Source organism: Kordiimonas lacus, assembly GCF_001550055.1.
In the GTDB taxonomy this organism is placed as follows: Bacteria; Pseudomonadota; Alphaproteobacteria; order Sphingomonadales; family Kordiimonadaceae; genus Kordiimonas; species Kordiimonas lacus.
On the sequence record NZ_LRUA01000006.1, the window covers coordinates 164,575 to 186,510 of the forward strand.

The window sequence follows — 21,936 nt, forward strand, 5'->3', positions numbered from 1 at the left end:
AATGGAATTTGAAGAAGACACAATCGGGCCAACCCCAAACCGCCAGGCAGACCCGGCGGATCCGAACCAACTTGTCCTGCATATGGACGGGTTCGAGGGGCCGCTTGATGTGCTTTTGACGCTGGCGCGCGCCCAGAAGGTGGACCTGACGCAAATCTCCATCCTGGAACTGGTTGAACAGTTCCTGACCTTCGTAACAGCGGCCAAGCGCCTGAAGCTTGAGCTGGCGGCGGACTATCTGGTGATGGCCGCGTGGCTGGCTTACCTCAAGTCCCGCCTGCTCCTGCCGAAGGAAGACGACGACGAAGAGCCGTCTGCCGAGGAACTGGCCTTCCGCCTGCAGCTTCGCCTGCAACGGCTTGAGGCCATGCGCGAGGCCGGCGCCCGCCTGATGGCGCGGGACCGCATGGGCCGCGATGTGTTCCGCCGCGGGCGCCCCGAAGGGCTGAAGCTTCTTAAAAAGGGCTCCTATGACGTGACGCTCTATGAGCTGTTGCGTGCTTACGCTGACAATCGCCAGCGCCATTCGATCACGGAAATCCGCATCGAACGCCGGCCGATCTATTCGCTGGAGGATGCCATTGAGCGTCTCTCGGGCCTGATTGGCGATACCTTCACCTGGGCAACGCTCTCGACCTTCCTGCCGACCGACCTGAAGGACGACAGGCTCAGGCGTTCGGCACTCGCCAGCATGTTTGCGGCAACGCTCGAACTTGCCAAGGCGGGCAGGGCGGACCTCAGGCAAATGGAAACTTTCGGCCCGATCTACTTGCGCCAACGCCACGACGAAGAAGGCGGCGCGCCGGTGGAAAAGCAGGCAAACGATAATTCAGAATAAGCCAATAAAGATCAGAACAAGAACGATAAGACATTTGAAGATGCAAGAGACGGAAACAAAACAAGTCGCTACAGACCCGGAAGTGATCGTGCAGCACCGCCGTATGGTGGAGGCCGTGCTGTTCGCCAGTGAAAACCCCTTGTCGGTGGATGATATCGCCGAACGCCTGCCGGACGGTGTGGATGTGGAAGCCCATATCGAGGGACTGACCGAAACCTATGCAACGTCCGGGGTGAATTTGGTGCGCCTTGCAGGCAAATTCCTGTTCCGCACGGCGGAGGACCTGTCGTTCCTGCTGAGGCGCGAGGTAGACGAACCGCGCAAGCTGTCGCGCGCCGCCGTCGAGACCATGGCCATCATCGCCTATCACCAACCGGTGACCCGGGCGGAGATTGAGGAAATTCGCGGTGTATCCATCTCCAAGGGGACGCTGGATGTGCTGATGGAAGCAGGCTGGGTGCGCATGATGGGGCGCAAGCGCACGCCGGGACGCCCGGTAACCTATGGCACCACAGAAGACTTCCTGGTGCATTTCGGCATTGAGACCATCAAGGACCTGCCGGGCGTTCAGGAACTGAAAGCCGCCGGGCTTCTGGACAGTGTTGATATGGCGCTTGAAAAAATGGGCGGCATGCCGGACCCATCGAAATCGCTTGAAGAAGCCGAGGGCCAGATTGACCTGGAAGAAGCCATCGCCGCCAAGGAACGCGCGACGCTGGCTGGGGCTGACGCGTCAGGCATGCCGGAGGATGGCGATACAGACGCTGGTGACGCAGACGGTATGGATGACGGCGACGCCAACATGGACGCTGACACAGAAAACAATATGGCGTGAATTGCCTTGTGTGCATCAAGACACGCCATTACATAGAGACAAGGCCGGACTGAACCGGCAAAAGGGAGTTACAACATATGTTTCCGGGATGGTTACAAATTGCGCTTGTGGTGCTGCTGATCGTGCTTCTGTTCGGGCGCGGCAAAATCTCAGGCCTGATGGGCGATGTTGCCAAAGGCATCACCAGCTTCCGCAAGGGCCTGAAGGACGGCATTGATGAGCCGGAAGAAGAGCCAAAAGCTGTTGAGGACAAGAAGACCATCGACGGCGAAGTGGTTAAAAGCGAAGAGAAAGACAAGGCATAAGCTGCCCTGTCTTCACCCCTGAGACCCTAGGGGCAGGAGCCCGTTTCCATGTTTGATATCGGTGCAACGGAACTTTTCCTTGTGGCGGTCGTCGCGCTTGTTGTCGTGGGGCCGAAGGAGCTGCCGCGTCTTTTGAAAACGGTTGGCGGGCTGGTGCGCCGCATGCGCGAATTGGCGGCTGAATTCAAGGACGGGGTCGAACAGTTGGCCACCGAGGCCGAGCAACAGACAGACCCTTTCGCAGACCTGCGCAAGAAAGAAGGCCTACGCCCCGGCATGAGCGCGGAAGAGGTGACAAACCACATCATGCGCAACCGCGAGCGCGAGGCCCGGGAAAAGGCGGAAGCCAAGAAAGCTTCAGGCGCCGCGAAAGCCGATACGCCCAAGCCTGACGCCGGCAAGGATGGCGCGGGCAAGGATGACGCGTCATGATGGGGCCAGAGGAACTGCAGGGCGAAACCGCCAAGCCAGACATCATCGATGAAGACGAAGTGGACGCCAGCAAGGCGCCGCTGCTGGATCATCTGAATGAATTGCGCTCACGCCTGATCAAGGTACTGCTGGGCATGGCTGTTGCCTTTGGTGTTGGCCTTTATTTCGCGGACGAGCTTTTTAACATCCTTGCCAAGCCTTATATGGATGCCACGCAGGCGACAGGCGAAGAACGGCGGATGATCTTCACGTCGCTGACGGAAGGCTTCTTTGTGGACCTCAAGGTGGCGCTGTATGCCGCCTTCATCTGTACCTTCCCACTGCTGGCGTCCCAGATATGGAAATTTGTGGCGCCGGGGCTTTACCGTAACGAACGCCGGGCGTTCCTGCCGTTCCTCTTGGCCACACCCATCCTGTTCGCGCTGGGCGCGAGCCTGGCTTATTTCATGGTGATCCCCTGGGCCTGGCAGTTCCTGCTGAGCTTCGAACAGGCGGCCGGTTCTGGCGCCATCGAGATCGCGGCCGAGGCGAAGGTCAGCGAATATCTGTCGCTGGTGATGCAGATGATCTTCGGCTTTGGTGTGGCATTCCTGCTGCCCGTGGCGCTGACCCTGATGGGCCGCGCGGGCATTGTGACGGCAGACGGCCTGCGGGCAAAACGCCGCTATATGATTGTGGCCACCTTCCTGGTGGCAGCCTTCCTGACGCCGCCGGACCCGGTGAGCCAGATCGCCCTTGGCATTCCCATGTTGCTCCTGTATGAGCTGTCCATCATCCTGATCGGTGCTTTTGAGAAGAAGCGCGCAGAGGCCGAAGAGGCCGATGAAGACGAAATTTGACCCGATTTTAACTGACCTGATTTGAAACTGAGACGAGCGCAATGTTTGATCTGAAATTTATTCGCGAGAACCCTGAAGCTTTCGACAAGGCCCTTGCCCGCCGCGGTGAGGAAGCCAAAGCCGAGGAGATCATCGCGCTCGACAGTTCCCGCCGCGCGGTCCAGACCGAAGCGCAGGCCGCCCAGGCCCGCCGCAACGAGGCCTCGAAGCTGATCGGCAAGGCCAAGGCACAGGGCAGTGAAGCAGAAGCCCAGGCGCTGATGGACGAAGTTAGTGGCCTGAAGACGCGCCTCTCTGAGATGGAAGAGGAAGACCGCACGCTGGGCGAAAAGCTCAACACGCTGCTGATGAGCCTGCCGAACATGGTCTATGACGATGTGCCGGACGGTGACAGCGAAGACGACAACACCGAGGTTCGCACCTGGGGCAAGCCCGCGCGCTTTGATTTTGATCCCAAAGAGCATTTTGAGCTAGGCGAAGCGCTGGGCATGATGGATTTCGAGCGCGCGGCCAAAATGTCCGGCTCGCGTTTCGTGGTGCTCAAGGATCAGCTGGCGCGGCTTGAGCGCGCGCTGGGCCAGTTCATGCTGGACCTGCACACCACTGAGCATGGCTACACAGAAATGCTGACGCCCGCGATGGTGCGCGACACAGCGCTTCTGGGTACCGGCCAGCTGCCGAAATTTGGCGAGGACGCCTTCAAGACGACAACGGATCACTGGCTGATCCCGACGTCTGAAGTGACGCTCACGAACTTCCATTCCGATGAAATCCTGGACGAGGAAGAGCTGCCGTACCGCTTTACCGCCCACAGCCAGTGTTTCCGCGCCGAAGCGGGCTCTGCGGGGCGCGATACGCGCGGCATGATCCGCCAGCACCAGTTCGAGAAGGTGGAGATGGTATCCATCACCGCGCCGGACCAGTCTGACGAGGAACTGGAACGCATGACCGCCTGCGCCGAAGAAGTGCTGAAGCGCCTGCACCTGCCTTACCGCGTGGTGAAGCTGTGCACCGGCGATATCGGCTTCGGTGCACGCCGCACCTATGACATCGAGGTATGGCTGCCAGGGCAGGATAAATACCGCGAGATTTCCAGCTGTTCCACTTGTGGTGACTTCCAGGCCCGCCGCATGAAAATGCGCTGCCGCCCCAAGGGCGAGAAGAAGACCCAGTTCGTGCATACCCTGAACGGGTCTGGCCTTGCGGTTGGTCGTACGCTGATTGCAGTGATGGAAAACTATCAGCAGGCCAATGGCTCGATCCGCGTGCCCGAAGTGCTGAAGCCTTACATGCGCGGCATTGACGTGATTGGTGGCTAAGTCATGACAGCTATCTCAACAGCCCGCATCCTGGTCTCGAACGATGACGGCATCCACGCACCAGGGATTGAGATTCTGGAGCGCATCGCCCGCCAGTTCACGGACGACGTGTGGGTGGTGGCACCTGAGGAAGAGCAGTCTGGCGCCGGGCATTCCCTGACGCTGTCGCGCGTTTTGCGTATCCGCAAGCTTGAGGATAAGCGCTGGGCCGTGGCTGGCACGCCAACAGACTGTGTGGCCATGGCGCTCAACAAGATTATGGGCGACGAGAAGCCAACGCTTATCCTTTCCGGCATCAACCGGGGCGGAAACCTGGCTGAAGATGTGACCTATTCGGGTACGGTTTCCGTGGCCATGGAAGGCACACTGGCGGGTATTCCGTCGATTGCGCTGAGCCAGTGCATCCGCCCGGACCAGCGCACCAAATGGGAAACCGCAGAGCAGTATGCCCCAAAGGTGATCAAAAGCCTGATCGAGATGGGCTGGCCGCAGGATGTGCTGATGAATGTAAATTTCCCGGCATTTGAACCTGATGAGATTCAGGGCGTTCGCGTGACAGAGCAGGGTGCGCGACAGATCATGGGCAACCATATCGAGGAACGCACAGACCCGCGTGGTTTCAAATACTATTGGTTTGGGCTGGGCCGCGAAGTCGGCCAGCCGGGCCACGAGACGGATCTCAAGTCAGTGCGGGAAAAATGGATTTCGGTGACACCGCTGCATCTCAATATGACTCATGATGAAACGCGTCGGTCCATGGCAGAGGCCATCACCCAGACATTCTGATGCCAGCATGATGCCTTTCTGCCGTGCTTCCGCCTTAATGATCAGGGAAATATTGCCCCAGTTCACACTTGTGGGTATCTTGAATTCATGATCATGGGAGGACAGAATAGACGGCATGCAATGCGCCTTAGCGCCTTGATCCTGCTTGCCTTCTCGGTTTCTGCCTGTTCCACCATCGATAAACGAATCATCCGACCTGTGTTCGGCTCGCTGACGTCACCCAAAACCAAGAATGCACCTTTTCCTGTGCCATTGCCGCGCACCAAGCCTTCTGTGCCGAACCGCAGCTACGCGTCTGCCAGCAAGCCAGCGCCAGCGGTCACCAGCCGCAGTACTGTCCAGTCCAGCGGCGCAACGCATGTGGTCAGGAAAGGCGATACGCTTTATGCCATCTCGCGTCGTTATGGCGTACCAGTACGCGACCTGATTTCCCTGAATAGGTTCCGCTCGCCTTACACGCTGGAGATCGGGCAGAAGGTCAAGGTGCCGACGGCCCAGGTCTATGTGGTGAAAAAGGGCGATACGGGCTACAGCATTTCCCGGCGGTTTGGCGTCAATGTGTCTGCACTGATGCGCGAAAACGGTATCAAGGCGCCCTACAGGCTTGAAATCGGCCAAAGGCTGAAGCTGCCGGGTGGGGCCAGCAGTGCACCGGTTCAGACGGCCTCAGCCTCAAGCCCCACGGTTGTCAGGCCCGCTCAAACCACCCGCCGTACGGTGGCACGGCCAACACCGCCACCCCGGACATCCAGCGGATTCGACTGGCCGGTGCAGGGCAGGCTGGCGTCGCGCTTCGGCCCCAAACAGGATGGCCTGCATAATGACGGCATCAATATCCTGGCGCGACAGGGTACGCCTGTGAAGGCCGCAGAAGCCGGGGTCGTGGTATATGCCTCGAACGCGCTAGAGGGATACGGGCATCTTCTGTTGGTGAAGCATTCGGATGGCTGGATCACGGCCTATGCCCATAACGAGCGCCTTCTGGTGCGCGAAGGGCAGACCGTCAGCAAGGGGCAGATCATCGCCCGCGTCGGCAACACGGGCGGGGTGACCGAACCGCAGTTGCATTTTGAAATTCGTAAGGGCCGTCGGGCCTTGGACCCGCTTCGGTACCTGAGCCGCGCACAGGCGGATGCCGCCATGACAGGCCGCTAGAAGCTAACCTTAGCGCCCAACTCACCCGCCAGATTCGTTACAAACTGCCAGGCTGTCCGGCCAGACCGGTTACCGCGGGTCTTGGACCATTCAAGGGCCGCGTGCCGCCAATCATCCGCGGGTGTCAGGCCAAAAGCCTTGAGGTAGCCCTCAATCATCGCCAGATACTCGTCCTGGTCAGCCGGGTGGAAGCCCAGCCACAGGCCGAAGCGGTCAGAAAGCGCAATGGTTTCGTCCATGGCCTCGTTGGGGTGGATGCCAGTGGCGCTTTCCTGATCCGCCATCTGGCGCGGCAACAGGTGCCGGCGGTTTGATGTGGCGTAAAAGATCACATTCTCCGGGCGGCCTTCAAGCCCGCCCTCAAGCACGGATTTCAGGGCTTTGAAGTCCTGGTCCGGCCGATTGAAGGACAGGTCGTCACAAAAGACGATAAACAGGCGATCGGCTTGCCTGAGCTTGCCAAGAAGCGCGGGCAGGGCACTGATGTCTTCGCGGTGGATTTCCACCAGCGCCGGGGCCGAAGCGCCTTTTTCTTCAACAATGGTGCGGTGGATGGCCTTGATGAGCGTGCTTTTGCCCATGCCGCGCGCGCCCCACAACAGCGCATTGTTTGCGGAAAAGCCGTTCGCGAAGCGCTTGGTATTCTCAAGCAGTGTGTTCTTGGCGCGGTCAATGCCCATCAACAGGTCAATCGCAGGTGCCGCGACACGGTCGACAGCTCGCAGGTTTTTGCTGTCGGCGTCATAGACAAAGGCGTTGGCGGTATCGTCCGTCAATGCAGGTGATGCCTTTCCTCTACCGCTTACCGCGTCGGCAAGGCGGTTGATCGCATCAATCAGCGCTTGATCCTGGTTTGGCACTTGCAACCCTTTCCTGTCATGCCCATCTAGGGGTGGATAATTCGATTATGCCCGCTCGACAGCGCTCATAACATGCCGGGTAACACTAGGCGACTGTTGCATTTGAAAGCAATAAAGCTATAGTCCCGGCCAATGATATTGCAAGGTGGCGCGTCTGCCGCCCTTTTAATGAGGTTTGTCACATGTTTTCTTCTCCTGCTTACGCTCAAGCGGCTGAATCTGCACAGATGTCTGATCCAACTGGTGGTTTCGGTCTGATCATCATCATGGTTGCGGTTTTCTGGTTCCTGATCATCCGCCCCCAGAACAAAAAGATGAAAGAACACCGTGAAATGGTGAGCAATGTGGCGCGCGGCGACAGCGTTGTGACCGCAGGCGGCCTGATCGGTAAGGTGACCAAGGTTAAAGCTGACGATAACGAAGTCGAAGTGGAACTGGCTGACGGTGTCCGCGTTCGCGTTGTCAAAAGCACCCTGTCTGATGTGCGAGCCAAATCAGAGCCTGCCAAGCCTGCTGAGAAAAAAGCGGCTGAGAAAAAAGCAGCGAAAAAAGAAGAAAAATAAGGATCGTGCCCGGTGTTGCCGGGCCCAATCTTTTTAAGGCAAGAACAACAATAAGGATCGGCGCATGCTGACGTTTCCGCGCTGGAAAATAATCATGATCATGGGAGTGGTGCTTCTGGGCATCCTGACCTCCCTCCCTAACTTTCTGACAGAGAAGCAGCGCGAAGAACTGCCTGGCTTCCTGCCTTCCGACACGCTGAATCTGGGCCTTGACCTCAGGGGCGGGGTTCGCATTCTTTGGGGTGCGGAAACCGACGATGTGGTGAATTCCCGCCTGAACAATATTGCTGATCAGGTGCGCGATATTCGCCGGTCTGAGCAGGGCCTCAACTTCCGGAATATCCGGATTGAAGGCCAAAGCGTGACGGCAGAGGTTACCCGCGATGACATGGTTGAAACCGCGCGTGAAAAACTGCGTGAGCTGACTACGGTGACCGTAGGCGCCGCTAACCCACTCATGGGCGGCGGCATCAAGGAACTGGAGCTTGCGCAGGACGGCAACAAATTCACGCTGACACTGACAGAGCAGGGCATCGAAGTTCAGAAGCGCGAGGCCGTTGCCCGTGCCATGGAAGTGATCCGCAAGCGGGTAGACCCGGACGGCACCAAGGAAGTGACCATTCAGCCTGAAGGCAATGACCGCATCATTCTGGAAGTGCCGGGCGCTGACGATCCTGAACAAATCAAGATTCTTGTTGGCCAGACAGCCAAGCTGACCTTCCATGACGTGAACACGAATGTGAGTGCGGAAGACATTCAGCGCGGCCGTGTGGGATACCGGGAAAAGATTCTGCCTTCGAAAGATGGCTACTCCATGGTGATCAAGGAGCGGGTCATCCTTTCGGGTGAAGACCTGATTGACGCGCGGGTTGAATATGACAAGAACGGTAAGCCAGCCGTTGGCTTTACCTTCAATACATCTGGCGCCAAACGCTTCGGTACCCACACCCAGAACAATATCGGGCGGCCGTTTGCCATCGTGCTGGATAACGAGATTATCAGCGCGCCGAATATCATCACGCCGATCCTGGGCGGGCAGGGTCAGATAACCAACGTTGGTGCGGTTGCCGATGCGCAGGAGCTGGCTACGCTCCTCAAGGCCGGTGCGCTTCCCATCCCGCTGCAGGTGATGTCCGAACGCTCTGTGGGTCCGGACCTGGGTCAGGAAAACATTGATGCTGGCGAGATCGCAGCTGTTATCGGTTTCATTGGTGTGATTATCTATATGATCCTCAGCTATGGCCGGTTTGGCATTGCCGCGAGCATCTCGCTGATCACCAACCTTGTGCTGATCATGGGGGCGCTCAGCTTCCTGCAGGCGACGCTGACCCTGCCGGGCATCGCGGGCATCGTGCTGACAATCGGTATGGCGGTGGACGCCAACGTGCTGGTTTTTGAACGTATTCGCGAAGAACAGAACAATGGCCGCAAGCCGTTCCCTGCAATGGAACATGGCTATGGCGAGGCCTTCTCGACCATTATGGACGCCAACATCACCACATTCATTGCGGCAGCAGTGCTCTATATGCTGGGTTCCGGCCCTGTGCAGGGCTTTGCTGTAACGCTGGCGATCGGTATTCTGACGTCCATGTTCACGGCCGTGGTACTGTCCCGCTTTATCCTTGCAACCTGGCTGAAGCGGGTCCGTCCTGCCAAGCTGCCACTTTAAGGGGAGGGGATTATGTTTTTACGTCTCGTTCCAGACAATACGAAGATCAACTTCATGGCCGCGCGCAAGATCGCGATGGCCCTGTCGGTTCTTCTTATCATTGGCTCGATCGTACTGTTCGCGGTGAAAAGCCTGAATTACGGCATCGACTTCAAGGGTGGCATCTCGGTTGAGGTGCAGATGGAAGGCGAAAAAGCCATTCCTATTGAGGCCGTGAAAAATGCGGTTGAAGCCATGGGCTACACCAGCCCTTCTGTCCGCCGGTACGGCGAGGATTGGGAAGCCATGATCCGCATCGAGCGCCAGGAAGGCGATGCCAAGGCCCAAAGTGCTGTGATCCAGAAAGTGCGGGAAGAACTGCCGAACGCGGTTCCCGGCATCAAATTCATGGACGGTAACTTCATTGGTGCCACGGTTTCAGGCGAACTGAAGCGCGACGGGGCGCTGGCTGTGACCATCGCGGTTCTGGCGGTGCTGGTTTACATCTGGTTCCGCTTCGAATGGCAGTTCGGCCTGGGCGCTGTGGTAGCACTGGTGCACGACGTTCTCTTGACGGTCGGCTTCTTTGCCATCACCCAGCTTGAGTTCAACCTGTCGATCATTGCGGCCATCCTGACCATCGTGGGCTACAGCCTAAACGATACCGTGGTGGTGTATGACCGGGTGCGTGAAAATATCCGCAAATACAGCAAGACACCAATGGAAGAGCTTCTGAACCTGTCCCTGAACCAGACGCTGGCACGGACCTTGATGACCTCTGTCACCACCCTGGTGGCGCTGTTTTCCCTGTTCTTCTTTGGCGGCGAGGCCATTCGCGGCTTTACGGCGGCGATGATCTGGGGCGTGGTTGTGGGTACCTACAGCTCGGTCTTTGTGGCATCACCGCTTCTGTTGATGTTCAAGATCAAGCGGGATGCACTGCTTGCGGGTGACGACAATGACCCAACGGTGGACAAGAGCCGCCCTGGCCAGTTTGATCAGATGTAAGTCTGATGGCTGACAAGATCAAACAAGGTGGCTTTATCATGGAGCAGCAGGCCGATGACGACCTGCTGCTCATTGAAGCCTATGGTGATGGCGGTTTCCGCCTGATGGACCGCCGCGTTGAAGGCGGTGTGTTGGTACAGCCCACTGGGTTCTATCCTATGGACGCCAAAACGCTGGATGATTTGAAACCGGAACATTTCAGCAAGATCATGAATGAGGGTGATCGCCCGGAAATCGTCCTTGTCGGAACCGGCGTAAAGATGCAGCTTCTGCCCAAGGCTATCCGGCAGTTCCTCGAAGACGCCAATATCGGCTTTGATATCATGGACACAGGCGCCGCGGCCCGGACCTATAATGTCCTGCTGATGGAACAGCGCCGGGTCGCCTGCCTGTTGCTGCCTGTCGACTGACACGCTGAGCCCAGGAAACTAAAGGCCCCTGCGGTGAACGGTTCGTCGCAAGCCTGTCTCTCGGTTCACCGCAACACCGGGCGGCCCGCCGCATCAACCCCACAATTCATCGCTTCCGCCTTCCACTGACACCAAGACCTGCGCATCCTTGATTTCACAAGAACGGGAAGTTCGGGTATAGGCCCGAGAAAATCGCGACAGTCGAGGATAGAGTTTTTTCTGGCGTCAGTGTACTCGCCGGGGGATACTCAGAAGAAGAATGGAGATTTCCCATGTGGATGACACCAAAACAAAAGCGCCGTGCAGCTGCAGCCCTAGGCATCGCCGCGTCAAGCCTGGTGATTGCCGGAGCCAGCCATGCCATGATTGCCATGGCGGGTGGTGACGAGCAAACCGAGCAGGCAGAAAAAGCCGAAAAGAACAAGCGGACGATCCGCGTTGTTCGCAGCGGCGACAGTAAAGTCGAGGTGCATAAAAAGGGGCACCGGACCGTTCTGGCAACAAGTGACCGCAAAGCGTTCGAGAAAGAGCAGCAGGAAGCGCTTGAGAAGGCGCGCGCTGCCCTCAATGAGGTGACCGAGCGGCTGATGAAGGCCAAGAGCAAGAGTGAGGTGCAAGCCCTGAAGGCCGCACAAAAGGGCCTTGAGGCTGCAATCATCTCGCTGGAAGAGCGCCGGATGCGCCATGTGATTGTCGCACCTAGCCGGATTGAAATTGCCAGGATCGAATCTGAAGCCCTGGCCGAAGCTCTCACGGACCTCAGTGAAAGCGAAGCCGAGCTGTCGGAAATGCGGGTTGAGCTCAAGGACGAAATCGCTGAAGCCCGCCGCGAGATCGAGGAAGCGCTTGGGGACTTGGAGCTTGAGCTGGATATCGACGGCGATATCCGTACCCTGCGGATAGAATCGCTCAAATCTGCGCAACTGTCGCTCGAGGAGATGGAAAAGCACCACCTTGAGGCCTTGAAGCAGGCGGAAGCAGATATCAAGCGGGAACGCGAGCGGATTGAACAGCGCCTGCGTGAGCGTGAGGCAGAAGCCAACAAGAAAGACGGTTAAGCCACATCCGCGAGGGAAGAATGGACGAGGGCGGCCTCATGGCTGCTCTCAGGCATTTGATCAAACTATGCCTAAAGTTTACTTGTCGTTTGTGTAATAATGTAGCATTATCCTGACACAGTTGGGAAATGGAACCACACATGAAACGCACCCTTATTGCTGTTGCATCTTTCGCCCTAATCGGTAGCGCTACTGCGCTTGCCGGTGAGCGCATGGTTGGCTTTGACAGCCTGGGTACCATGATGCTGGAGCACGAAGCCGAGGAAGTTCGTGAAGTTTCCTACCGCTCGCCAGAGCTGGCGCGCTGTGAACAGAAGGAAGAGGAAATTCGGGCGCGGCTCAATGACCTGAACCTGAATTTTGCCCAGTCCTTCTCCGAGTCTTTCTCTCAGTCCTTTGCCAAAAGCGACGCCGTGGATATGCAGGCGTTTGAAAGCCGCATTGAAGCCATGACTGACCGGCTGTCTGAGCTGAAGATGCAGAAACTTGTTCAGATGGGTGCTCTGCAGCAATCGCTGTCGGAACATCGGGCAGAGCTGGACAAGTACCGTAAGGCCTTCAAGGATGACGCGCTTTATGCCAAAGTGTTGAGCGCGCTGGAGCAGGCCGAACAGGCCATGGCGTCTGAATAGACCCCAATAGGGCCTGACTGTTACCGAACCGGGCCCAGCCCGGTTTTTTGTTGCCTCCCTCCCGGTTGCCGTCAGCTGTTACGCGAACCTTACGCAATAGTATTTCGCCAGATAAGAAAAACCATTCCGATCATTGCGTGCAGCCGTTGCGCTTGGCCCAAAATTCCCTTAGAGCTAAGCGTTCACAGGGCGCTTTGGCGCGTCCGGTTTTCGACAATATCCAAGGTAAAAAGGTCATGAGCAATCAAGAGTTTTACCGCATCAGGCGGTTGCCCCCTTATCTATTCGCTGAAGTGAATCAGATGAAGGCGGCGGCACGAGCGCGCGGTGAAGACATCATTGATCTTGGCATGGGCAACCCCGATTTGCCGACCCCGCAGCATATTGTCGACAAGATGAAAGAAACCGTGGATAAGCACACCACGCACGGCTATTCCGTATCGCGCGGTATTCCGGGCCTGAGGCGTGCCCACGCGGCCTACTATAAGCGCCGCTTCGGGGTGGATATCGACCCGGAGACGGAAAATGTGGTGACGCTTGGGTCCAAGGAAGGGCTGGCGAACCTGGCGTCCGCCATCACCACGCCGGGTGATGTGATCCTGGTGCCGAACCCCAGTTTCCCGATACACCCTTATGGTTTCATGATCGCGGGTGCGGCTGTCCGTCACCTGCCCATGGGGCCGGGGCGCGACTTCCTGACGGAACTGAAGTATGCCGTTCAGCACAGCGTGCCCACGCCGACTGCCGTGATCCTGTGTTATCCGGGTAACCCGACGGCCGAAGTGGTCGACCTTGCCTTCTATGAAGAAGTGGTCGATTTCTGCAAGGCGCATGGCATCTGGATTCTGTCGGATCTGGCTTATTGTGAGATTTATTTCGACAACAACCCGCCGCCTTCCATTCTGCAGGTGCCGGGGGCGAAAGACATCGCCATTGAATTCACCAGTATGTCAAAAACCTATTCCATGGCTGGGTGGCGCGTGGGCTTTGGCGCGGGCAACAAAGACCTTGTGAGCGCGCTGACACGGGTGAAAAGCTATCTGGACTATGGCGCCTTCACGCCCATCCAGGTGGCGGCAGTGGCGGCCCTCAATGGCCCGCAGGACTGCATTGACCTGCACCGCGAAACTTACAAGAAACGCCGGGATGTTTTGGTTGAAGGCCTCGCGGCTGCAGGATGGGACATCCCAAGCCCCAAGGCATCCATGTTTGCCTGGGCGCCGATCCCCGAAGACTTCCGCGAAATGGGGTCCATGGCCTTCTCGAAACTGTTGCTGGAGCACGCCAAAGTCGCTGTGGCGCCGGGCATTGGCTTTGGCGAATACGGCGAAGGCTTCGTGCGTATCGGCCTGGTGGAAAACGAACAGCGAATCCGGCAGGCGATCCGCAATATCAAGAAACTCATGGCGAACAGGGACGAGATTATCGCGTCTTGGAACGCCGAACAGAATAAAGCGTAACTGGAGATCAGTATGAGTAAGCAGGACGACCGGAAGATCATCCTGGGCATCGCGGGCCTTGGCACCGTTGGGGCTGGGGTAGTGAAGATCATTGAGAAACACAAGGCTCTCATTGCCGCCCGCGCCGGATGCCCAGTGGAAATCAAGGCCGTCAGCGCCCGTGACCGCAGCCGCGACCGCGGTGTGGACCTCAGCGCCTATGATTGGGTTGATAACGCTGTTGATCTGGCTGAAGAGGGCAGCGGCGTCAATCTTGTGGTGGAACTGATCGGTGGGTCCGACGGCCCGGCGCTGGCGCTGGCGCGGAAGGCGCTTGGCCGCGGTATCGGGTTCGTGACCGCCAACAAAGCGCTGATTGCCACCCACGGCAAGGAGCTGGCCGTGCTGGCGGAAGAAACCGGCGCACCGCTGAAGTTCGAAGCGGCTGTCGCGGGCGGTATCCCGATCATCAAGGCACTTCGTGAAGGGCTTGCCGGCAACGCCATCGAAAGCGTACGCGGTATTTTGAACGGCACCTGCAACTATATCCTGACGCGGATGGAGCATGAAGGCCTCGCCTTTGATGACGTGCTCAAGGACGCCCAGCAACTGGGGTATGCGGAAGCGGACCCCACTTTTGACATCGACGGCATCGACACCGCCCACAAGACGGCCATTCTGGCGACGCTGGCGTTCGGCACCGAGCCCGATATTGAAAACCTGCCCACCGAAGGCATCCGCAACATCGCGCCTGTGGATATTGAGTATGCCAAAGAGCTGGGCTACCGCATCAAGCTTCTGGGCGTGACCCAACAGACCGCCGAAGGCATCGAGACGCGCGTACATCCGGCCATGGTGCCGACCCGCGCGGCCATCGCCAATGTGATGGGCCCGACGAACGCTGTGGTCGTGAACGGCGACGCCGTTGGTCAGACGGTTTATGAAGGCGCGGGCGCGGGCGAGGGGCCAACGGCTTCTGCCGTCATGGGTGATATTCTTGATGTAGCGCGCGGCGCGGAAGGTCCACGCCTTGGCGTGCCGGCCACCAGCCTGAAGCCGTCAAACCCTGTGCCAGTGGTGAAGCACCGCGGCACCTATTACATTCGCCTGCGTGTGAATGATCAGCCGGGCGTGATGGCCGACATCACCAAGGTCCTGGCGGAAGAGAATGTTTCCATCGAAAGCATGCTGCAGCGCGGAAGTGCAAGTGATGGTGGCGTTTATATCGTGCTTACGACCCACGAAACAGTTGAAGCTTCTGTTGCGGCAACACTTGACCGTTTCACTACGCTTCAATGTGTGCTAGAGACCCCCACAATGCTGAGAATCGAAGCCTGAAAAGGGAGCAAGTCTAATGGGGTCTCAGGAACTGAATCGCCAACTCGTCCTTGAAGTTGTCCGCGTCACCGAAGCTGGCGCAATCGCGGCAGCCAAGTGGAACGGCCGGGGCGATGAAAAGTCCGCTGATGCAGCCGCTGTTGAAGCGATGCGCAAAGCATTCAATAAAATGATGATCGAAGGCACCGTCGTGATCGGCGAAGGCGAACGCGACGAAGCGCCTATGCTGTATATCGGGGAAAAAGTCGGCGCCGGCGGGCCAAAAGTGGATATCGCCCTTGATCCGCTCGAAGGCACGACCATTTGCGCCAAAGCCATGCCAAACGCGCTGGCTGTGCTGGCCATTTCCGCTGAAGGCGGCCTCCTGAACGCACCTGACGTCTATATGGACAAGATCGCCGTTGGCGGCGGCCTGCCAGACGGTGTGATCGATCTGGACAAAACGCCGACTGAAAACGTCAAGGCGGTGGCCGATGCCAAAGGCAAGGCCGTTGAAGACATGATGGTGTGTGTGCTGGATCGTCCACGCCACGCTGAAATCATCAAGGAACTGCGTGCGCTGGGTTGTGGCGTTGCCCTGATCGGCGACGGCGACATCGCGGGCGTAATCGCGACGACGGATCCGAAAACCGGTATCGACCTCTATATGGGGTCTGGCGGCGCACCTGAGGGTGTTCTGGCGTCCGCCGCACTGCGCTGCATTGGTGGCCAGATGCAGGGCCGTCTGTTGTTCCGCAATGATGACGAACGTGGCCGTGCCCGCAAATGGGGCATTGAAGACCTGAACAAGAAATACACCATGGAAGAGATGGCGTCTGGCGATGTGATTTTTGCCGCGACGGGTGTGACAGACGGCTCCATGCTGAACGGCGTGCATATCACGTCCCGCGGCATTGAGACTGACACCATCACCATGCGGTCCAAAACCAAGACCATTCGCCGTGTACAGGCGATCCATGGCCCGGACGGTAGCCAATAAGGTTATTGAGTTGACCGACATCCAAGAGACAACAGGAGCGGCGGAACCCTTTTTGGGTGTCCGCCGTTCTGCGCTTGAGCAGGCATGGGAGCTTAGGCCCTATGTGCCGCGCATTGCCGAAGCCATCGCTGACCGCCTGGGCGTGCCCGCCATTGTGGGGCAGTTGATCGCCGCCCGCGGCATCGGCCTTGAAGAAGCAGAAGCATTTTACACGCCTTCGCTGAAGGAAAGCCTGCCGGACCCCAGCACGATCCTGGATATGGACAAGGCCGTCTCACGCCTTGCAAGGGCGCTGCAGAACGGCGAAAAGCTGGCGATTTTCGGCGATTATGACGTGGACGGCGCAACGTCTTCAGCCGTGCTGTACCGCTACCTGACGGCGCTGGGTGCCCATGTGGAAATCTATATTCCCGACCGGATGGTCGAGGGCTATGGCCCCAATGCGTCGGCACTTCTGGGGCTCAGGGACAAGGGTGTGGACCTTGTAATCACGGTGGATTGCGGCACGCTGTCGTATGAGCCGCTGAGGGCCGCGAAGGACGCCGGGTTGGATGTGATTGTGGTGGACCACCACAAGGCCGAAACAACGCTGCCAGAAGCGGTAGCCGTGGTGAACCCGAACCGGCTTGATGACGATAGTGGCCTTGGCCAGGTGGCGGCTGTAGGCGTCTGTTTCCTGGTGGCAATTGCGCTTAACCGCGCCCTTCGGGAAGCGGGCTATTTCACCGGCGGCAAGCGTGAACCCAACCTGATCAGCCTTCTGGATATCGTGGCGCTGGGCACAGTGTGCGACGTGGTGCCACTGACGGGCGTCAACCGGGCCTTTGTGGCCCAGGGCCTGAAAGTGATGGCACAGCGCCACAATGTGGGCATTACGGCGCTCTGTGACGTCGGGCGGGTGTCTGAGGCACCAACCACCTACCATGCAGGTTTCATTCTGGGGCCGCGCGTCAATGCCGGTGGCCGGGTAGGGGAAAGCTATCTGGGGGCCCAGCTTCTGACCACGGACGACATGATGTCCGCGCGCCAGATCGCGGAGAAACTGGACCGCTATAATGAAGAGCGCCGCGCCATTGAGGCCGAGGTGCTGGAAGCCGCCATGAACCAGGTGGAAAGCGCCACAGGCGTTGGCGGGCAGGCAGATACGGTGGTGGTGGCTGCGGGCGACGGTTGGCACGCAGGCGTGATCGGCATCGTTGCCTCGCGCCTCAAGGATAAATACGGCCTGCCCACCTTTGTGATCGGCATCGAGAATGGCGAAGCCAAGGGTTCGGGCCGGTCGATCAGCGGCGTGGACATGGGCGCAGCGGTGATCGAAGCCGTACAGAAGGGCCTTCTTCTTAAAGGTGGCGGGCACGCCATGGCGGCAGGCCTGACGGCGGCGCCTGACAAATTGGAGGAGCTGACAGCCTTCCTGCGTGACCATATGCGCAAGGATGTCGAAAAGGCCACCCAGAACCGGGCTTTGAAGATTGACGGCATGGTGGCGCTTTCCGGCGTGACGGCAGACCTGATTGACCAGATCGACCAGGTGGGTCCTTTCGGGGCCGGCAACGCAAGCCCGCGGTTTGCCATCCCGGAGCTGGACCTATTGAAGGCAGATCTGGTGGGCCAGAATCACTTGCGCTGTATTTTCAAGTCCCGCGACGGGAAATCCATCAAGGCCATGGCTTTTCGCCAGTGGGATGAGCCCATGGGAGCACTGCTACGCACCGGCATCGGGCGGCGTTTCCATATCGCAGGAAAGCTCAAGAAAGACACCTGGGCAGGGGGCGGAAAAGTGGAAATCACGCTCGACGACGTTGCGCTGATTGGGCTGCCGTAAGAAAAATACAAAAAGATGTTGACCGGGGCACCGGGGGTAGGTATCTAGGCCCCCGTCGCAGCGAGTTCTGCAGCGTGGTCCCTTCGTCTAGTGGCCTAGGACGCCGCCCTTTCACGGCGGAAACACGGGTTCGAGTCCCGTAGGGATCACCATACTCGCCGCAACGGGTTGATATACCTAGCTTTGCGAAAGTTAGGCAGTTTTTTGAAAAAGAAATTTGCCCACTTTTCTAGGAAATTTGCCCATTTTCTAATTTATGGTCCCTTCGTCTAGTGGCCTAGGACGCTGCCCTTTCACGGCAGAAACACGGGTTCGAGTCCCGTAGGGATCACCAAAAAAAGCCCCGCTTCGAGCGGGTTTTTTTTATGCACTATGATTCTATGCTTTTCTTAAGATGGTTTGCTAGCTGAGCAATCTCGGGAAAGATCAGAAAGGAAGCGTGGACGGCCTCTTCTGAAACAGGGTTAAGGCTGGTTGGATGACCGACATCGTTTCGAGTGGTCCGCAGTTGATGGGTGAAGGCGGCCCAATAAGCCTCGTATTTCTCCTTAGTCTCTCTAGGAAACTCACTTTTCTTTCCATCAAAGAAAGTCTTAAGGCCATTAAGGACTTTAGAGATCAACCAGTTGTTTAAGTTGTTAGGAAGATTGTCCTCGGGGCCAAACGTAGCGACGACAGCATCACGCAGATCAATTGCGATTGCTTCGGAGGCTGCTCCCAACATAACTGCAGCAGCTTTGTGTTGTGCCGAGACGAAACAATGTAGTGCCTCATCTAAATACGAGGTGGAGATCTCAGGTAATGAAGCAATGGAATTCAGGTGCGCCATGTACCCTATCGGATTACTTGGGTCGCGTCGTCCAATTTCAATAGCACGCTTTCCAATTGCGGTGATGTGGAAAAAGGGCCTAGAAGCATTCGATAGATTGTGTCCCCAGGCCAGGTATCCAGTACGAAATAGATTATGGAATTCGGCGAGGTATTCCTGCTCGAGAGCTAGTGGCATACGACCCTCGAAGGCTTCGCCGATCATAGAAAATACCGTGTTTTCCTGAATAGAGTGGGTTTCGCCATCACGAGGCGCTATGTCTTCAAGAATACTAAGAAGCTTCTGGCGTATTTCGGTCAAAAGAAAATCCTTAAATCAAATCTTCAAGATCAACTTGAAGGGCTTGTGCTATTTTGGGTAACGCTGCAAGGTCCATTTCTTCCAATGATGCGATTTGTTGCACAGATAGTCCGGTGAGCATTGCAACATTCTCGACAGATAGGTTTCTTAGCTCTCTGAAAACCCTGATGGGGTTTTCACCATCCAATAGCCGATCCGCGTATTCTTGTGGAATAAATTCCAATCGAGCTTCAGTTTGCTTTTGCATCTAATGGTTCTCCAAATTCTCGCTATTCTAGCAGCTTAACCGAAATAATCGTTCGATAAAATCGAAGTGGGCAAGTTATTGAAATCATTAGTTTCCGCGTTTACATGATGAAAGCGCGGCGTCGAGCATCAAAAAGCCACTCCTTTTTACGAATTAAATAGTGCTAAATACCTGAAACACATGAAGGAATCTTTGCCCACTTTCTTCCTAAGTCCTTGATATCTTTGAAGAGCATTTGGTAGTTAATAATGGGCAAGTCATTGATTTATAAGTATTTCAATTTTCCACGGCGGAAACACGGGTTCGAGTCCCGTAGGGATCACCATATCTTCAAAAAGCCCTGCCTTTCCGGCGGGGCTTTTTTGTTGTCGCAAAGCCGTCTTAATTAAATCAAAATCTTTTGCTATGTATGATGTGCACCAGGAACGAAGGGGTGGCGATGACAATTGGTTTCAGAGTAACAGCAGCAATCATTCTTGCCAGCATTTGGGCCGCTCATGTCGCGGCGAAGGAAAGCCAGCCATCCGATCCGCTCTTGCGGGTTCTCAGCTTCAATATCAACGCCCTGCCGTCTGCCATCCATGGGGACGGGTCTGAAAAGTATGCCCGGATTGCGGAGATATTGCGCCAACGTCGGCAAGAGGGCACCCACCCGCAGATTGTGTTGTTGCAGGAAGCCTTTGACGGCGATGCCCGGGTCATTGCTGACACCACGGGTTATGCCTATGCGGTCATGGGGCCGGGACGCAAAGATACCTCCAGGATGGGTGAGACGCACTGGTCGCCAAAGACCCGGAAAGCCTACACCAGTTTCGATGATCCGCAGAAACTAACGGGCAGTGGCCTGGTGATCCTTTCTGATTTCCCAATTCTGGAAGCTCAGCACAAGGCATTTGATTCAGACATGTGCGCGGGCATCGATTGTTTGTCGAACAAGGCCATTCTGCTGGCACGCCTGGCGGTGCCGGGCATGGACCGTCCGCTTGATGTGATCAACTCACACTTCAATTCCCTGAATTCCACCAAGGCGCCCCGGCGCTGGACTGAGAAGGCGCATCGCCGCCAGTCGGATACCCTTGAATGGTTCCTGGGTAAGGTCGGGCAGGGCAACCCACTTCTTCTGGCTGGCGACTTCAATACCAGGGCGCAGGACCGCTACCGCTATTTCCGCGATGCTGTTCAGGTGCAGGACGTGGCAGAGCAATGCCTGTCCCTGTCTGAACGCTGTGAACTTGAGGTGGGGACAAGCCAGTCAGCCGTTCTCTATGACACCAACGACAAGCAGTTTTCGAATGACAGTACCTGTCACCGGTTGACCCCAGTGCGCATCAGCCGGAATTTTACAGAACAGATTGACGGTCAGCCGCTGTCGGATCATCTTGGCTATGAAGTGGCGTACCGCGTTGAGCGGGTCGGTCACGATGATGGACCTTCAACGGAAGCTTTATGGCGCACGACCGACACTGCCGATATGGACTGATTGCCTGCCTGTTGATGTGTGCCTCCGGCGCTGTATTTGCGCAGGATGGTCGCCTGACCAGCCCGGGTAAACCTGTCTATGTGGAATCCAGCGAAATCGAAGAGGACCGCAAGCGCGATGACTGGAGCGGCCAGCTGGGCCTCGGCTATTCGCTGGCGCCGGATTTCCTTGGCGCGGACCACCATGGGCTGGAACCTGCGGTTCTGTTTCGCGCTAGCTGGCGCGACAAAATATTCATTGAAAACAATAAAATAGGAAGTGTTCTTCACACATCACGTTTCCTGAAGGCCGGTGTGATCGGGCGCTGGAACCTGGGCCGCAAGGATGACCTGACATTGCGGCAGGCAACGGGCGCGGAAGAAGTGAATGATGCCTTTGAGGTGGGTCTGTTCGCGGCAGGGTCGCTCTATAAATTCTTTCTGACTGCCGAGCTGTACCAGGGACTAAGCAGTGTACATAAGGGCGTGAACATGGAGCTCGAAGGCGGTTATACGTTTGAGTTGAATTCACGGCTGAAGTTGACACCCATCCTGGGCGCTCACTGGGCATCGAAAGATTTCATGCAGGCTTTCTTTGGCGTCGAGGACGGCAGCGGGGATTTCGCGCCTTACCGCACAGGCGCTGGCATTTATGAGCTATATGGCGAAGCGTCGGCTGAATTGCGGCTGGACAGGAACTGGTTGCTGAAGTCCAGTATGCGTTTGACACAATTGAAAAATGGCGCCGCCAGAAGCCCTATTGTCAGAAGTGATATCGGGAGCCGCTATCAGGTAACCGGCTATGTGGGGCTGGTGTGGCTGTTTTAAGGGGG

The 21,936-nt window shown here is 57.2% G+C and carries 23 protein-coding genes and 2 tRNA genes; 22 read left to right on the forward strand and 3 right to left on the reverse strand.

Annotation, left to right across the window (positions count from 1 at the left end):
* Position 1: 1 nt before the first annotated feature.
* The 8 genes from KORLAC_RS08890 to KORLAC_RS08925 all read left to right on the forward strand — a co-directional run bounded on the left by KORLAC_RS08890 (position 2) and on the right by KORLAC_RS08925 (position 6,509).
* Positions 2–838 carry a segregation and condensation protein A gene (locus KORLAC_RS08890; protein ID WP_068305595.1) on the forward strand — a complete coding sequence of 279 codons (837 nt, stop codon included), beginning with the start codon at positions 2–4 and terminating at the stop codon, positions 836–838.
* A gap of 40 nt (positions 839–878) precedes the next feature.
* Complete coding sequence (gene scpB / locus KORLAC_RS08895) at positions 879–1,673, forward strand: SMC-Scp complex subunit ScpB (RefSeq protein WP_068305596.1); 795 nt, start codon at positions 879–881, stop codon at positions 1,671–1,673.
* Between the two features lie 77 nt (positions 1,674–1,750).
* Complete coding sequence (locus KORLAC_RS08900) at positions 1,751–1,978, forward strand: twin-arginine translocase TatA/TatE family subunit (protein ID WP_068305597.1); 228 nt, start codon at positions 1,751–1,753, stop codon at positions 1,976–1,978.
* Between the two features lie 48 nt (positions 1,979–2,026).
* A complete protein-coding gene (gene tatB, locus KORLAC_RS08905; protein WP_068305601.1) occupies positions 2,027–2,410 on the forward strand; it encodes a Sec-independent protein translocase protein TatB in 384 nt (127 codons plus the stop codon).
* Positions 2,407–3,249 carry a twin-arginine translocase subunit TatC gene (gene tatC / locus KORLAC_RS08910; RefSeq protein WP_175445640.1) on the forward strand — a complete coding sequence of 281 codons (843 nt, stop codon included), beginning with the start codon at positions 2,407–2,409 and terminating at the stop codon, positions 3,247–3,249. The genes tatB and tatC overlap by 4 nt, the downstream gene beginning before the upstream one ends.
* A gap of 41 nt (positions 3,250–3,290) precedes the next feature.
* The gene (gene serS, locus KORLAC_RS08915; protein ID WP_068305603.1) at positions 3,291–4,568 is read left to right on the forward strand and encodes a serine--tRNA ligase; all 1,278 of its coding nucleotides are present in this window, start codon (positions 3,291–3,293) and stop codon (positions 4,566–4,568) included.
* A 3-nt stretch (positions 4,569–4,571) separates the two neighbouring features.
* Positions 4,572–5,354 carry a 5'/3'-nucleotidase SurE gene (gene surE, locus KORLAC_RS08920; RefSeq protein WP_068305608.1) on the forward strand — a complete coding sequence of 261 codons (783 nt, stop codon included), beginning with the start codon at positions 4,572–4,574 and terminating at the stop codon, positions 5,352–5,354.
* A gap of 120 nt (positions 5,355–5,474) precedes the next feature.
* Positions 5,475–6,509, forward strand: a complete 1,035-nt coding sequence (locus KORLAC_RS08925) for a M23 family metallopeptidase (RefSeq protein WP_068305610.1) — start codon at positions 5,475–5,477, stop codon at positions 6,507–6,509.
* Here KORLAC_RS08925 and KORLAC_RS08930 read toward each other — a convergent pair.
* On the reverse strand, positions 6,506–7,369 hold the full coding sequence (locus tag KORLAC_RS08930; protein ID WP_241493394.1) for an ATP-binding protein: 864 nt from the start codon (positions 7,367–7,369) through the stop codon (positions 6,506–6,508). The two genes, KORLAC_RS08925 and KORLAC_RS08930, sit on opposite strands and share 4 nt — an antisense overlap.
* A gap of 227 nt (positions 7,370–7,596) precedes the next feature.
* On the opposite strand from KORLAC_RS08930, the gene yajC reads away from it, so the two are divergent.
* The 12 genes from yajC to KORLAC_RS08990 all read left to right on the forward strand — a co-directional run bounded on the left by yajC (position 7,597) and on the right by KORLAC_RS08990 (position 18,603).
* Positions 7,597–7,932, forward strand: coding sequence for a preprotein translocase subunit YajC (yajC, locus tag KORLAC_RS08935; RefSeq protein WP_206594908.1), 336 nt, complete (start codon positions 7,597–7,599; stop codon positions 7,930–7,932).
* A gap of 64 nt (positions 7,933–7,996) precedes the next feature.
* Positions 7,997–9,601: a protein translocase subunit SecD gene (secD, locus tag KORLAC_RS08940; RefSeq protein ID WP_068305620.1), complete on the forward strand. Its 1,605-nt coding sequence runs from the start codon at positions 7,997–7,999 to the stop codon at positions 9,599–9,601.
* Between the two features lie 12 nt (positions 9,602–9,613).
* Positions 9,614–10,588, forward strand: coding sequence for a protein translocase subunit SecF (gene secF, locus KORLAC_RS08945; RefSeq protein WP_068305623.1), 975 nt, complete (start codon positions 9,614–9,616; stop codon positions 10,586–10,588).
* A 5-nt stretch (positions 10,589–10,593) separates the two neighbouring features.
* Entirely contained in the window at positions 10,594–10,998 is a 405-nt protein-coding gene (locus tag KORLAC_RS08950; RefSeq protein ID WP_068305626.1) for an Mth938-like domain-containing protein, read from the forward strand.
* A 272-nt stretch (positions 10,999–11,270) separates the two neighbouring features.
* On the forward strand, positions 11,271–12,056 hold the full coding sequence (locus KORLAC_RS08955) for a hypothetical protein (RefSeq protein WP_068305629.1): 786 nt from the start codon (positions 11,271–11,273) through the stop codon (positions 12,054–12,056).
* A gap of 140 nt (positions 12,057–12,196) precedes the next feature.
* Positions 12,197–12,688: a hypothetical protein gene (locus KORLAC_RS08960; RefSeq protein ID WP_068305632.1), complete on the forward strand. Its 492-nt coding sequence runs from the start codon at positions 12,197–12,199 to the stop codon at positions 12,686–12,688.
* Positions 12,689–12,924: 236 nt separating this feature from the next.
* On the forward strand, positions 12,925–14,148 hold the full coding sequence (locus tag KORLAC_RS08965) for an LL-diaminopimelate aminotransferase (protein WP_068307093.1): 1,224 nt from the start codon (positions 12,925–12,927) through the stop codon (positions 14,146–14,148).
* 12 nt (positions 14,149–14,160) lie between these two features.
* Positions 14,161–15,465, forward strand: a complete 1,305-nt coding sequence (locus KORLAC_RS08970) for a homoserine dehydrogenase (protein ID WP_068305633.1) — start codon at positions 14,161–14,163, stop codon at positions 15,463–15,465.
* A 16-nt stretch (positions 15,466–15,481) separates the two neighbouring features.
* Positions 15,482–16,444 carry a class II fructose-bisphosphatase gene (gene glpX, locus KORLAC_RS08975; protein ID WP_068305635.1) on the forward strand — a complete coding sequence of 321 codons (963 nt, stop codon included), beginning with the start codon at positions 15,482–15,484 and terminating at the stop codon, positions 16,442–16,444.
* A gap of 10 nt (positions 16,445–16,454) precedes the next feature.
* Positions 16,455–18,269, forward strand: a complete 1,815-nt coding sequence (gene recJ, locus KORLAC_RS08980) for a single-stranded-DNA-specific exonuclease RecJ (protein WP_241493395.1) — start codon at positions 16,455–16,457, stop codon at positions 18,267–18,269.
* Between the two features lie 76 nt (positions 18,270–18,345).
* Positions 18,346–18,421: transfer RNA gene (locus KORLAC_RS08985), tRNA-Glu, on the forward strand.
* 106 nt (positions 18,422–18,527) lie between these two features.
* Positions 18,528–18,603: transfer RNA gene (locus KORLAC_RS08990), tRNA-Glu, on the forward strand.
* A gap of 36 nt (positions 18,604–18,639) precedes the next feature.
* Here KORLAC_RS08990 and KORLAC_RS08995 read toward each other — a convergent pair.
* Entirely contained in the window at positions 18,640–19,398 is a 759-nt protein-coding gene (locus KORLAC_RS08995) for a hypothetical protein (RefSeq protein ID WP_068305637.1), read from the reverse strand.
* A 10-nt stretch (positions 19,399–19,408) separates the two neighbouring features.
* The gene (locus tag KORLAC_RS09000; RefSeq protein WP_068305639.1) at positions 19,409–19,645 is read right to left on the reverse strand and encodes a helix-turn-helix domain-containing protein; all 237 of its coding nucleotides are present in this window, start codon (positions 19,643–19,645) and stop codon (positions 19,409–19,411) included.
* A gap of 439 nt (positions 19,646–20,084) precedes the next feature.
* On the opposite strand from KORLAC_RS09000, the gene KORLAC_RS09005 reads away from it, so the two are divergent.
* Positions 20,085–21,125 carry an endonuclease/exonuclease/phosphatase family protein gene (locus KORLAC_RS09005; protein ID WP_068305641.1) on the forward strand — a complete coding sequence of 347 codons (1,041 nt, stop codon included), beginning with the start codon at positions 20,085–20,087 and terminating at the stop codon, positions 21,123–21,125.
* Complete coding sequence (locus KORLAC_RS09010) at positions 21,092–21,931, forward strand: MipA/OmpV family protein (protein ID WP_068305643.1); 840 nt, start codon at positions 21,092–21,094, stop codon at positions 21,929–21,931. The genes KORLAC_RS09005 and KORLAC_RS09010 overlap by 34 nt, the downstream gene beginning before the upstream one ends.
* Positions 21,932–21,936: the final 5 nt, after the last annotated feature.